The following is a 13,487-nucleotide window of genomic DNA, read 5'->3' on the forward strand; positions in this document are numbered from 1 at the left end:
CCCTACAGTGGACCACGACCCACCAACCCCAAGCCGCATAGCGACTGGACCACCAAACGGGTCCCCCTCAGTGCGGCCAAGACCAAGATGTGGGCGGACTTGCTCGCTGCGATGAGGCAGATCAGACATAGTGGCCGGGCGTTCGGAGTTGGTGGGAGTCGGCATCAGCTGCAATCTTTCTCGCGAGATCTCGGGCCATCACATCACAGCGTCGTGGGTCGCAGCACACGGACCTGCGGGCGACTTTCGTCGGATTGCCCTTGCCCGATGCCCGAGATTGCGCCTGTGGCGTTTTGGATGCGCACATCGGTTGATGACCGTGTGGTCAGCGTTCAGTTGGGTCGGCGTAGTCGGGCTGTGCGGTGGTTGTTGCCCTAGCCACGCGGGCGGCGTGCCTAGCTACCGCTGCGGGCTCTGGCGCTGCTGGCATCGTTGTCCACAGTCTGGTCGACCCGAGAGACTACTGTCTGTGACGTGCAGCCCTACGAAGCGATCACCCTGGTCGAGCGGGTGCTTCGCGATCTGATACGGGAAGTGATGGCAGAGGGCTGGCGGGACGATCCAGCGGTCAGGATTGACCGTCTCGAGGACAAGCTGGCCGCTGAAAGGGCCAAGCGGCGGGGGACCATCGCGTCGAGCGACCTGATCGAGTACCTGGAGTTCCACCAACTCAGAGAGATCATCGGTCGAGATCAGAATTGGGCGAGGTTCGAGCCGATCCTCGGTAAGAAGAAGTACTTCGAAACCTACATGGATCGGCTAGAGGGTTTCCGCAATCCAACGATGCATGGGCGACAGCTGTACCCATTCGAACAGTCGCTCGTGGTGGGGATCGTTGGAGAGATCACCAATCAAGTGACAATCTGGCGCAGCGAACAAGGACCAGACTTGAAGTACTATCCCGAAATCGTCTCTGTCACGGATTCTTTTGGGCGCCAGCCCCGCAATGGGACGCCAGCAGAGTTGTGCGTGCGTCCTGGGGACTGCATCACTTTCAAGTGCATCGGCTCAGACCCGCACGGCCGGCTGCTCAGATGGGAACTTCGGGTGAAAAGCCGGGGTGGGTCGATGATCACAGAAGACGGCGCAAGGGCGAGGAAGTCACTCTCAGTTGGACGGTGCACCCGAATCAAATCCAAGAAGGCGCCGACGTATGGATCACGCTCGAAAGCGACAGTCAGTATCACCGGCACGGTGAGTTCGATGACCGCTTCCATCTTGCGTATCACGTGTTGCCACCTTTAGACGCAGACCTGGGTAGCGGATCACCGAGCGAGTAAGCGCACAACCGATGCCGGTGCGCTACCGGCGAATCCGCGCCCGGGCAGTAGTTCTGCCGCCAATCGGGACCGCGGCGTATCCGTGGCTGCGGATAGCGTCGAGCGATCGAGCGCGAACACCATCAGTGGCTCGCTGAGGTCAACAGGTCCATCGTGGACTCGCATCAGGACTCAGGAGATGGCCCGGCAGCATAGGCTGGTCCGGCGGACCAGTCACCGGGGGAGTCGCGCCGGGATCATCGGCCCCGGCCATGTTGCTGCCGCGCGGCGCTCTTCAACGTCGCTAGCCGCATCCAAACCAAAGCACTCACCACCACCCGGCGTTGCCGTCAACCGAACCGTTCAGATCGCTAGAGCTCATCAACAGCAACGACAACTCCCATCGCACCATATCGATGGCCATCACCACCCGTGGGTCATCCGGATCAATTCCCTCGTCCACCAGCGCTTGGCGATCCTCAGCATCCACATCCAGTTAGACGCCCAGCCCGGGCGGATCAGCGCACGATTCCCGCCGCGCTGACGGCCGAACGAATGTCGCCGAGGGGTTGACATCTGTTCCAGGGCACGGTCAAATAGCCATGTGTCCTCCTCACATGGAGAGATGCGAGCCGCATCAAGGCACACCGAAGAAGCCGGGCTGGCCCCCGGCTTTTTCAATGTTTAGGTGAGAATTACGAGATCAGCGGTCAAGTAAGTATCGGTCACCTCCTTCATAGGAAATGTGTGATCGTCTCCGACCCAAAGCTGACGCGTCAGCGGCGGCCGCGCGCCAGCGGAAGATAACCGCTAGTTGACCACATGCATGTAGCGCCGCACAAGATCTCCAGCAATCCAGCGTGACCCGCCCCGCGCCTCGCCCTGCGATCAGCTGGGACGTCCTTCGGGCGGGACACTTCCGGGCACCCGGCGACGGCTAGCGCGGTTCGCCCGTCCGAACGATGCCAGAGTGTGAACGCGAAATTCCGCGTGCCACACGGTATTCGCCATCAGCCCAACGGCCGAGCAATGCAACCAAGGCGTGGGGCTCGAATCGATCGGGCCAGGATCCCGGGACCGTAGCGCGTCTTAGCCTCAGCCGGGAACAGCACACGCAAGCGAAAGGTCAGCAAACATCATCACCGGATGCTACTCGCGATCCGGTAACACGATAGTAGACCCGGAGAGCCGGTGGGCAAAAGGTCTGCAGCCGTACGAGCGAAGCCGGTGTGCCGGCGGGTCGACATGGCAGGATTAGCCGTGTGGTCAGAGAGGATCGTCCAAAGGGGGCTTTGACTGGTCCCGCCTGACCGCGGCACGGGAGCGGCTGGGCTTGACGCGTACGGAATTGGCCCGGCGCCTCGAGACCGAGTGGGAAGTGGTCCTGCAGTGGGAGACCGGGGAATGTCGACCGCGGCCGCGCAGCATTCCCGCGATCGCCGCAGCCGTGGGGGTGGCGATCGCGGATCTGTATCACGTGCCCGCAGGTGCGGCGACGCTGGCGCAGCTCCGTGTAGCTGCGGGGCTGAATCAAACCGACATCGCACGAGCCTTAGGCGTCAGTCGCGCATCCGTTTCACAGTGGGAACGGGGCACTCGCCCGGTGCCGGCCAAACATCGCAGCACCTACCGTCGACTGCTCGGCTTGACCCACGGTGGCGATGCAAATCTGACCGTGAACACCGGCCGGTCACCGTGGCCGCCCCCGTCCACAGAACCGACCACGCCGAGTACGCCGACGGCGGGCCTGACCGAAGCGGACACCCAGGTCCGGACTCGATTCACACACCCAAAGGCAACGCCGCGCGGGTGGCCCATCTGATAGTGATCAGTGACCTCGAATATGCCGACGGCACGTTCCTCAGCGCGGATCGCCCCAAGAATTGGCACGTCTATTCACCCCAGGGGGTAGACGTGAACAAAACGGGGGTGCCCGTCCTCGACGAGCTCATGGAGGAAGCCGCGATTCGGCTGGCCAAGATGGGCTACCGGCGGATTTGCCTTCATGCTGAGCAACGCATCATCATCGATGATGAGCCGCTGCGCGTTGTGCGGGTTCAGACCAGCCCACCGAGTGATGCCAGGTTGCACACCAGCCGGCTGTTCCTCTCGCAGTTCACTCCTGAATTCTATCGTGAAGGTGTCGGCGAGGACCTGGAGCAGAAGGCACGCATTCGCAAGGAATTCGAGCGGGACTTCCCTCAATCGGTCACGGGCGAAATGCTTTTCGTCGTAGCCGAGTCTACCGATTCCTACGGATGGCTGCAAGACCAGACGCTGCCGTACATGCCCTACACCATTGTGGCGCATCTGCCCGAAGCCGACCGGCACTTCTTTGCCTCGGTGTATTACGACCACGTCGGGGTGAAAACCGGCACCGGGCTTGTGTCCTTCGATGAGTTGGGTATACAGCGCGACACGACCGTCGGTGAGTTCGCACAACGCCTGGAGCACCACCGCCGCAGCACGAGCCTGCCAGCGGCCGGCCGCCAGTAACGCTGCAATCCGGCACACCAAATGGGAATCGATCATTGGCTTCGACTGTCGGCCCAATCGCCCTGGCGCACTGAGCGTGTCGCACCCTACGCGCATCGACGGTGACTCCAACGGCCCGAGACGCCAGAAAGGCGGCCCCGTTCGTAGCGGCGCAAGGTTGGGTTGAGCACCCCGCGTTGGCCGACAGGGCCTGAGGGGAGCACTCATGAGTCACCCGCTCGGGCCGCTCATAGCGCAACGGTCGAATGTGGTTTCGACGCGCACCTGCACCCTGCTGGAGGTAGTCGTTGTCCAGCGTCGCGAGGTGCGCTCAGGTATGAAAACGGCATGAACTTGGTGACATGCGAATATGCGCACGTAACAATATGGGTGTGTCACCGCCATCGGCGCGTGCCTGCCGACCTTCCCGCATGCTGGGGCCCTGCTCGCTACGTCACACATGACAACCGCGGCGTGTTCACGCGGAGGTCGTCGCGCGCCGTGGCGTGTGGCTCGGCTTGTCGTGGCGCTGTGGCGGTGGGTCACCGCCTGGGGTGCCGGTGAGTTGTCGGCAGTTGCGCCCATGGTCGAAGGCGCAGCGTGAAGGGGGCGTTCATGATAGCGAGATCGATTTTGCTGCAGCGGAATTGGAACCAGTGCGGATCTGGCAGGGTAGTACTTCCCAATGCGCGGAGCGATGCGGGACCTGTTGCGCGCCAGTTGAACTGTGGTCTTGTCGACCGCGGCTGGTATCGCTGCGCCAGTGTGGAGCATCGGAGAACGACGAACGCCGTTGATGGGGGCAGTTCGGCACGGAGGGCCCGATGATCGGCAAGCAACGGCGATGGTGGGTCCCCGGAACCGTGCGCCGGCAGGTGTTGTTCGGGGTATGCGCCGTTGTGACGGCTGTGCTTCTCGCTGTGGGCGCGATCTCGGTACTGAGCGTTCGGAGCTACGTCAACAGCACGAGCGATGCCGAGTTGGCGCGGTCATTGACCGCTTTCAGCCATATCTACTCCAAATTGAAGCAGAACGGAACGGGGTCGCAGCACTCACCGGATCCGGCGACTTCCGAAGAGTTGACCGAATTCATCGGGCAGGGTCCCGGGAATCTGATCGCGCTGTTACGCAATGGCACAGTGGTTGAATCCGCGTTGTTTTCTGACACCGGGGCGGATCCGGCCCCACAAGATGTTGTTGGGGTGATTGAGTCGCACGCCTGGAGCGATGGCCCGCCCCGCACATTCGAATTCCCCAACCTCGGGTTCTACCGGGTTCAAAGTCGCGAGGCCGAGGGCGGGGATCGGTTGGTGTCGGCGGTGTCGCTGAACCGGGCCGAGGAAGTGGTTGCCGCAAAAACCATTGCCACAGTAGGACTTATCGTCATCGCGCTGGTGGTGACAAGCATCGGGACGGTGTTGGTGGTGGACTACGCGCTGCGGCCGTTACGTCGTGTAGCGGCGACAGCAGCTAACGTCGCAACGTTACCGCTGGCCGACGATGAGCACAGGATCACGGTGCGCGTCGACGAAGCTGACACTGATCCTGACAACGAGGTGGGCATTGTCGGTGATGCCCTCAATCGGCTGCTGGTTAACGTGGACGGCGCGCTGGCGCAGCGAGCCGAATCGGACCGCAGGATTCGACAGTTCCTCACAGACGCCAGTCACGAACTACGCACCCCGTTGGCCGCGATCCGCGGCTATGCAGAACTCACCCGCCAAGACAGTGTCGAGCTGCCCCCCACCAGCGAGTACGCCTTCGCGCGCATCGAAGCCGAAGCGCAGCGGATGAGCGGCTTAGTCGGTGACCTGCTGCTGATGTCGCGCCTCGACGAGGGGCAGGACCTGCTGGCCGACGAGGTGGACTTGTGCGATGTCGTCGCCGCTGCCGTCAACGACGCATCAGTATCGGGACCCGATCATCGTTGGTCGACGACCGTGCCGACTGCGCCGGTGTGGATCAGCGGTGACCGTGATCGCCTACACCAACTCCTGAGCAATCTGCTGACCAATGCGCGGGTGCACACGCCGGCTGGGACGACGGTCACGACCAGCGTCACTGTCGGTGACGACGGATTCGTCGAGGTCACTGTTGCCGACGACGGCACCGGTATCGACCCGGATTTGTTGCCACGTTTATTTGAGCGCTTTGTGCGCGCACACAATTACCGGTCAGGCGAAATCGCCAGCACAGGGTTGGGATTGGCCATCGTCGCGTCGATTGCCGAAGCGCATCATGGGTCGGTGAGTGCCGAATCAGAGTACGGTCAGACAGTTTTTCGCGTGAAACTACCTCTGACCAGTAACCACTGAACACAGCGCACAAATTTATCGGGATTCGATATGACTGGATTTATGTGGATTATGTGTATTGAACATGGGTTTCATTCTGTCTGTAACATGTGAATTCTATGTGTTGGAAGACTTCCCGATTCGTATGCATCCGATGTGAATGTCTTGCCGATGTGCGTGTGGGTTCTTAGCCTGGAATCAGGCGCCGAATAAGCGGAAAAAAATGCACACTGACGTGTTTTGTGAAGGATTTCAGTATGACGCGCATATCGGGAACCACTGTCAAGGCTTTAGCCGTCACGACGCTAATCACTGCGTCCGGTCTCGGTCTGGCGGCACCGGTACTGGCCGCGCCGACAGCACAAGCATCAGCCCAAGCGACGATCGCCGAACTCGAAGCCGATGGCTATCGTGTCATCCTCAACAAGGTCGGCAACGCGTCGATGGACAAGTGCAGCGTCAGCGCAGTACGCCGGGGAACTTCGGTCAAGCACTCCTGGATACAGCGTGGACCCGCAGGAAACGTCAACCCGCTGGTTCGCTACAAAACCGTCTACGTGGACCTCATGTGCAAGCGCTGACCACGGCTGTCTCCGCTCACGGCAGCCGCCGGCGCGGCCGCGGGTTCAGCAGCGGCGGTCAATCCGTCGCCCACATCAACGATCGCCTCAAGACGCACAGCGACCCGGCTCAGCCCCCCGGCCAGAGCCGGGGGCATGCCGATCACGCCAAGTCGATTTGGCGGAGCTCGTTGCACCGGCGCGATCGTCCTCAGGCCTGCCCGCGTCTGCGCATCGCGAGACCGCAACGACCGGCGGGCTGCTGGGCGCCACGGGTGTCGCCGCAATCGATCCGCGGAGGCCCAATCCTGGCGGGCCCGTTGCGGCGGCGCAGATCAACACAGGGGCCTGAGGGGGTCGTGAAGGCGCACGTGACCACACGGACCGGGGCAGAGGCCCTGCGAGGATGGTCCGCGAGCAGCCGCGTCGGGGATAAACGTGTCGTGAAACCGGTTGCGGTACGGGGGTACTGGGTTGCTCGGCCCGGGCATGTCGCCGGACGATCGCGAACGGGCAACCCCGAGCGGCCCGCATGTCAGCCACAGCGAACGGCCTCGACACCGTCGTGAGTACCATCGCGCGCTTTGTCAAAGTCTTGCCGAGGCATCGATGGCGTCCAGTCCTGCTGCTGGCCTTGGCATTGTCGGTGCTCGCGACCGGCGGTGTGGCCGTCTCGTCGTGTCCGACGGCCATCGGGTTGTCCTCGGCCTCGGCTGCAGGTGCACCGGCTCTGGCCGCGGGGTCTGTCGACGGTGTGGTCGCCGACCATCTTCACGCTGCCGAAGGCCTCACCTCGTGTCCTGAGGAGTTCGCCATCGCGGTGCTACCACGGCCCGCCGCGGCAGTGGCGGCGTTGGGCGTCGTCATCGCGGTGGTGTGGGCCTGGAGGTTGTGGGGCTTTTCGGTCTGGTCCGCGATGCGTGCTCCGCCGACCATTCCCGCCGTAATCGCCTCGGGCCAGCAGGTATTGATCCGCTTGTGCGTAGCACGGCGCTGAGCGGGGCGGACGCCTAGGCCACGCCCTGAGGGTGTGACACAGCCTGGGCACAGCTGCTCCCTATTTCTCATTGCCACACGGTCAGGTTGTGGCGCGCCCAGAAAGCCGACACCGGATATGAACGACCTACTGTCGACTCGTTCGACACCACCTGCCGACACCGACCAACCCCAACATCGCTGTCTACAGCGAAATAGTGGCCCCGGGACGTTGGTCGGCCACACCCCAATTCTGCGGGTATCCTCGCCGTTCAGCGACGGTGGAGCTGGCTTTTGGGCCAAGCTTGAGGGCTTCAATCCCGGCGGTATGAAAGACCGGACCGCGATGCATCTGGTGGAACGGGCCCGTGCCCGCGGTGACCTGAAATCCGGAGCACGAATCGTTGAATCGACTAGCGGCACACTGGGTTTGGGGCTAGCCCTCGCCGGCACGGTGTACGGACACCCGGTGACACTGGTCACTGACCCGGGGATGGAGCCGATGATGCACCGGATGCTAGCCGCCTACGGCGCCGATCTGCGGGTCGTCACCCAGCCGCATCCCGATCGGGGCTGGCAAGGCGCACGCTGCGACAAGGTCGCCGAGGTGCTCGCCGCTGACCCGCATGCGTGGAATCCCGACCAGTACAACAATCCCGACAACGTCGAGGCATACCAGGGCTTGGCGCTGGAACTTCACGCCCAACTCGGCACCATTGATGTCTTGGTGTGTTCGGTGGGAACAGGTGGCCACTCTGCCGGCGTCACCCGCGTCTTGCGCCAGTTCAACCCAGATCTGAAGCTCGTCGGTGTCGATACCGTCGGCTCGACCATCTTCGGCCAGCCCGCCGCGACGCGCTTGATGCGCGGCCTGGGCTCCAGCATCTATCCCCGCAACGTCGATTACGCCGCCTTCGATGAGGTGCACTGGGTCGGGCCGGCCGAGGCCGTGTGGGCATGCCGAACGCTGGCAGCAACCCGCTACGCCAGTGGGGGATGGAGTGTGGGAGCGGTCGCCCTGGTGGCCGGGTGGCTCGCTCGTACCCATCGGCCCGATACCACGATCGCCGCGATCTTCCCGGACGGACCGCAACGTTACTTCGACACCGTGTACAACGACGATTATTGCCGCCAGCACGATCTGCTCGGTGTGCGACCGCCCGCCGATCCCGCCGAGATGTCCAGGCCCACCGACCGCGTCGTACACGCGTGGACGCGCTGCTCGACAGTGTGTGATCCGATGCGTTCTGATCACTGATGGCAGCGCTACGCCAGTTCACAAGCTTTGGTTGGCCCAGCCGCCTGCTGATGATCAACCAATTCGGCATCAACCTCGGTTTCTATATGTTGATGCCTTACCTCGCGGGGTATCTCGCCGGGCCTCTGGGGTTGGCAGCCTGGGCCGTCGGTCTGGTGCTGGGGGTCCGTAATTTCTCTCAACAGGGAATGTTCATCGTCGGTGGAACACTGGCCGATCGTTTGGGCTACAAGCCACTGATCGTGGCGGGCTGTCTTCTGCGCACCGCCGGGTTCGGTCTGCTGGTCGTGGCACAGTCGCTGCCCACACTGCTGATCGCCTCGGCAGCAACCGGTTTCGCAGGAGCGCTGTTCAATCCGGCCGTGCGCGCCTACCTGGCAGCCGATTCGGGCCCACGCCGGGTGCAGGCGTTCGCCATGTTCAACGTGTTCTATCAGGGAGGCATTCTCGCGGGCCCGCTGGCGGGCCTGGCGCTGATGGCCCTTGATTTCCGCATCGCCGCCGCAGTCGCGGCCACGGTGTTTCTCGGGTTGACGGTGGCGCAGTTGTTCGCCTTGCCTCAACACACCGCCGACCCGCCGGGTGAGACGACCTCGATCCTTGACGACTGGCGCGTCGTGATGTCCAACCGGGCATTCCGGCGTTTCGCCGCGGCCATGATCGGCTGCTACGTGTTGAACTTTCAGATCTATCTGGCTCTGCCCTTGCACGCCGCCGCGCTCGCCCCTGAACATGAATCGCTGGTCGTGGCAGGTCTTTTCGCGATATCGGGCATCATCGCTGTGGGTGGCCAGTTGCGCATCACCCGATGGTTCGCCACCAGATGGGGCTCGGCGCGTTCGCTGGTCATCGGAATGGGTGTCCTGGCGGTCTCCTTTGCGCCACTTGCGATCATTCCCAACAGCAATCGGTGGGGCTCCATGGCGGCTCTGGTTGCCCTGTTCGCCTGCGCGTCTCTGCTGGCACTCGGTTCGGCCGCGGTATTTCCGTTCGAGATGGACACTGTGGTCTCGCTTGCGGGAAATCGTCTGGTGGCCACCCATTACGGTTTTTACAACACGGTGGTGGGAATCGGGATACTCATCGGCAACCTTGCCACTGGAGCGATCCTGCAAGTCACCCGGGACGCCGGGGTCAGCGAATTACTCTGGGGCGGACTGCTCTTGGTGGGCGTCTTGGCCGCAGTCGCGCTTCACCGTATGAGCCGTGCAGGTGACCTCGACCCCATTCCGGAGATGGCTGTGCGCCCAGAATGAGTCGCATATGGGTTTTCAATGTGGCGGCAATGTCGGGTAGGTGTGCGCCTTGTACACACGATTGGCAGTCGACGTGTCGCGCCCGGCCAGGAGCGGGGTACCGCGGTGCAATGCGCTTGGCATCGTGGGCCGCCGGGCACGGGGCCTCGCGAGGCGAGCATGGCCGTTGTGGCCGTCGTCAACGCCACCGCCGCAACATGTTTGGTGGCTTCGCGCCCAGTCAGGCGCAGGTAGGAGGGCCTCCGATCGCAACGGCAGCTATCCAAGAGGTTGATATGAATTCAGCGACCACCGCCAGTGTGGTCTGCACAATGACGTCATGGCGATGGCGTCGGACGCTACCCGTGCTCGGCAATCATGGCAGGTACCCCTCGGGCAGATCCCAATGATTCAAGGTACTGACCCCCTGGGGCCTCGTCTGTACAGCGTCGACGATGCCGCCACGCCGCTGCAGCACCAGCGGGCCCGCCAGGGCGATACGGCCCACCACCGCACCGACGCCAACGCCGGTGCCAACGTAGACGAGCTCGACGAGGTCGCAGGTCTTGTGTGCGAGCAAGAGCTGCAGCAGGCTCTGTACTATCGCGCGCTATTGGAAGACCAGCAGGAGGCCGTCGATGTGGAATTGGCCCGTGACTGCTATCTGCTGCGTAGACACCTGGGCGCCGTCGGCGACCGACGTCGCATGCCCCGGATTCGTGAGGCTATCAAGCAAAAGCGCCGCCAGGAGTACCAGATACACTGCCTGCTGGAATCATTGAACTCCAGGTTTTTTCTCTCGCCGCCATCGCCGCCGCCAGGGTTGCTTTTCGCCGTCGAGGTCGAAGCGGTCCGCAGCGGCCGTCGGCTGCGGACCGCCGAACTCGATCACGTCGTCACCGTCAGTCGACATGCCAATGTGGAGATGGCAGCCCGGGAGCACATCGCAGTGCACATCGACACTGCCATCAGCCAGATCGCCGTACGCGTCATCCTCTGCGGCCCTCGCACTCACACCGGCCGCTGACATTCCAGCGCGGGACAGCACCTTGCCTGCCCACCACAACCAAGCGTCACGACCGCGGCCATGCTGAATAGTCCTCGATCGAGCCGGGTCGCCGCCGCCGGCCACTACTAACCGAGTCTCCGGTACAGACCGGCGTCGGCCTTCGCGATGTGGCCGCTGCCCACGCGCGCAGATGTGGCAGCGCAGCGACTGAACACGAGCGTGGCGCAACAACCGTCAATTCCCCGTGCGGTCACTACCGAGAATGCACGCCGTGGTTCGCCGGGTGAGATGGCCGATAAGGCATCGGTGCAACAACTGCCCGACGCGACTCTACTGTGCTTTGCCACAGGCGAACCCACGATTCAGGTGTATAAACGATGTGTAATACCTTTGCATTTCACAACCCGATGACCGGTCTGGGATGTGAGTTTCCGGCCGAAAGGTGTTGGTTCCCATCACGCCTGTCGGGTCCACCACGGGCTGGGGGGTCGGAAGCGCCGATGCGGCCTGACGTCCCCGACGCGACCTGAACCCGATGCGTCCCCTATGTGTAACCCCAACGGACGGTGAATCACCCGCCTGCGTTTCCCGGTCGTTAACCCAGCAGAAGCGTGACCTCCCAAGTGTTTAATGGCTGAACCCGTCATCGGTAGTGACACGACTTTGCGCCCACTGTTACGTTCCCAACGCATCGTTGCCACACACCGGGAGGCGCAGCCGCACCATGTTGAAAACTCTTGCCGCACTTACTGCTGCCTATTCGCTGGCGGCAGCAACGCCGTTGGCTGGTGCCAATCCGACAGAGGGACAACCAGTTCCCGCGATGCCGGCCGCCGACGGCGCAGCACCTGCCGTCGAGGCCAGCGGAGCCGTTCCCTCATCCGCGCCAGGCGTATTGACGACTCCCGAAGGCTGGGTTCTGTCGGTCGCCGCCTCCGACGAGACGCAGCAGTCGGTGGCGCCGCTGACGACCGCCCTGTCGTCGCGGGAGTACGTGGTCGGTGGCAGCTTTATGGGAACGGTGAAGGGCGCCGGGACAGCCGCCTTGGCCGGTGGTGTTCTCGAAGCGGGCTACCAGATCGGTTGTGGCGTCAATGCCGACGTAGTGGATGCACGATTTGGCGGCAGCCTCACCCCGTCCGGAAGCCTGGGCGGTTCGCCCAGTCTGGGGGGCAATCTGTTCGCCCAGATCCGCCCCACCCTCAAGCCGGGGACCACAACCATCGTCCCGGTCACCAAGATGGACTACAAGGGCGACTCCGCCCGCGTGACCATCACAGCCCTTCGCATCAAAATTGATAGCTGCGTCGGCCAATCGTTCATCCGGTCCTACGCGACCTTCACCAGCGCCACGGCCGACACCCAAGACGTCGTCTCGTACGTCGGTGTGACCAAAGCCGTGTGACATCGGTCATCCAAATCCGAACTCGCTCTTGTCGATTCCGCACCGAGAGGTCTCACACACCCCATGCTGAAAATTCTTGCCCCTCTAGTCTCAGCCAGTGCACTGGTGATCATGGCACCAACCGTCCTGGCCGCTCCCGAACCCGCCCCACCGCCCGGACCCGCTGACGCTGCCTCTGCACCCCAAGCCGAACAGGGCCCACCACCAGACAGTGGAATCGTGGCCTCCGGCGAACCCACTGTGGTCACGACACCGGACGATTGGACCCTGAAACTGGCCGCCACAGACGAGACCCAGTTGCCGATCCCGCCGTTGACCACCGCGCTGTCCTCGCGTGAGTACTTGGCCGGCGGCACCTTTACCGGCAGCGTCGAGGGTGCGGGCCGCACTACCTTGAAAGGCGGCACCCTAGAAGCGGGGTATCAGATTGGCTGCGGTATCGAACTGAGCGCTGTGCGCCTGACCGGAAGCCTTGGCCTGACGTCATCGATCAGCCGGTCCGGCCTCGGCAGCATCAGCGTGCCCATCCAGGGCAACGTGGAAGTCAGACCCAAGCCCGGCGAGGTGCTCAACGTGTCGGTCACCCAGAAGAAGTTCGAGGGCACGAAGTCGCGCGTCACGCTCAAAGATGTACACATCAAGATTGACGGCTGCGTCGGGCAGTCGTTTCTGCGGTCGTATGCCAAGCTGACCAGCGCCACCACCGGCACCCAAGACATCGTCGCCTATTACGGCGTGACCAAAACCGTCTGACCTCAGGCTCTGGGCGATCGCCGGCAATCTCGGATGTGTGTCCGCGGGTCAATCAGCCCTCCGATCACCGGCATGCCGGGGCCGTCGTGCAGGCTTCACACCCTTGCCGAACGTCGGCTTGCCCCAATTGCCAAGCGCGACCCAGCATCCCGCCGGCGCGGCTATGCATGGCTGCCGGGAGTCGAAAAGGTGGCGTCACGTTGCTACTATCTTACTCAGTAGTTGGTGGCCGCCTGCTGTCGACGTTGCCGGTCCGGACATGTC

12 protein-coding genes are annotated in these 13,487 nt (G+C 63.0%); 11 read left to right on the forward strand and 1 reads right to left on the reverse strand.

Features of this window, described 5'->3' with window-relative positions; all coding sequences use genetic code 11:
* Positions 1-474 precede the first annotated feature (474 nt).
* Positions 475-1,245, forward strand: a complete 771-nt coding sequence (locus AC4LGL_RS19815) for a hypothetical protein (protein WP_065052353.1) — start codon at positions 475-477, stop codon at positions 1,243-1,245.
* A gap of 342 nt (positions 1,246-1,587) precedes the next feature.
* Here the strand turns inward: AC4LGL_RS19815 and AC4LGL_RS19820 are convergent, their stop codons facing one another.
* A complete protein-coding gene (locus tag AC4LGL_RS19820; RefSeq protein WP_268793715.1) occupies positions 1,588-1,722 on the reverse strand; it encodes a hypothetical protein in 135 nt (44 codons plus the stop codon).
* A 1,014-nt stretch (positions 1,723-2,736) separates the two neighbouring features.
* On the opposite strand from AC4LGL_RS19820, the gene AC4LGL_RS19825 reads away from it, so the two are divergent.
* The 10 genes from AC4LGL_RS19825 (at position 2,737) to AC4LGL_RS19870 (ending at position 13,223) form a co-directional block, all read left to right on the forward strand.
* Positions 2,737-3,081, forward strand: coding sequence for a type II toxin-antitoxin system RelB family anti-toxin (locus AC4LGL_RS19825; RefSeq protein WP_368575785.1), 345 nt, complete (start codon positions 2,737-2,739; stop codon positions 3,079-3,081).
* 2 nt (positions 3,082-3,083) lie between these two features.
* Positions 3,084-3,755 (forward strand): hypothetical protein, encoded by a 672-nt coding sequence (locus AC4LGL_RS19830; protein ID WP_131814050.1) that lies wholly within the window; start codon positions 3,084-3,086, stop codon positions 3,753-3,755.
* 803 nt (positions 3,756-4,558) lie between these two features.
* The gene (locus AC4LGL_RS19835) at positions 4,559-6,049 is read left to right on the forward strand and encodes a sensor histidine kinase (protein WP_491840280.1); all 1,491 of its coding nucleotides are present in this window, start codon (positions 4,559-4,561) and stop codon (positions 6,047-6,049) included.
* A gap of 221 nt (positions 6,050-6,270) precedes the next feature.
* The gene (locus tag AC4LGL_RS19840; RefSeq protein WP_491840281.1) at positions 6,271-6,609 is read left to right on the forward strand and encodes a hypothetical protein; all 339 of its coding nucleotides are present in this window, start codon (positions 6,271-6,273) and stop codon (positions 6,607-6,609) included.
* 511 nt (positions 6,610-7,120) lie between these two features.
* Positions 7,121-7,585 carry a putative copper homeostasis (lipo)protein LpqS gene (gene lpqS / locus AC4LGL_RS19845; RefSeq protein WP_065052364.1) on the forward strand — a complete coding sequence of 155 codons (465 nt, stop codon included), beginning with the start codon at positions 7,121-7,123 and terminating at the stop codon, positions 7,583-7,585.
* A 117-nt stretch (positions 7,586-7,702) separates the two neighbouring features.
* Positions 7,703-8,821 (forward strand): PLP-dependent cysteine synthase family protein, encoded by a 1,119-nt coding sequence (locus AC4LGL_RS19850; protein ID WP_065052365.1) that lies wholly within the window; start codon positions 7,703-7,705, stop codon positions 8,819-8,821.
* Complete coding sequence (locus AC4LGL_RS19855; RefSeq protein WP_065052367.1) at positions 8,821-10,077, forward strand: MDR family MFS transporter; 1,257 nt, start codon at positions 8,821-8,823, stop codon at positions 10,075-10,077. Before AC4LGL_RS19850 ends, AC4LGL_RS19855 begins: the two co-directional genes overlap by 1 nt.
* A gap of 319 nt (positions 10,078-10,396) precedes the next feature.
* Positions 10,397-11,083, forward strand: coding sequence for a hypothetical protein (locus tag AC4LGL_RS19860; RefSeq protein ID WP_346408009.1), 687 nt, complete (start codon positions 10,397-10,399; stop codon positions 11,081-11,083).
* A 706-nt stretch (positions 11,084-11,789) separates the two neighbouring features.
* The gene (locus AC4LGL_RS19865) at positions 11,790-12,470 is read left to right on the forward strand and encodes an MspA family porin (RefSeq protein ID WP_065052371.1); all 681 of its coding nucleotides are present in this window, start codon (positions 11,790-11,792) and stop codon (positions 12,468-12,470) included.
* A 63-nt stretch (positions 12,471-12,533) separates the two neighbouring features.
* Positions 12,534-13,223 (forward strand): MspA family porin, encoded by a 690-nt coding sequence (locus AC4LGL_RS19870; RefSeq protein ID WP_065052373.1) that lies wholly within the window; start codon positions 12,534-12,536, stop codon positions 13,221-13,223.
* Positions 13,224-13,487: the final 264 nt, after the last annotated feature.

This window comes from Mycolicibacterium arcueilense (assembly GCF_058536225.1).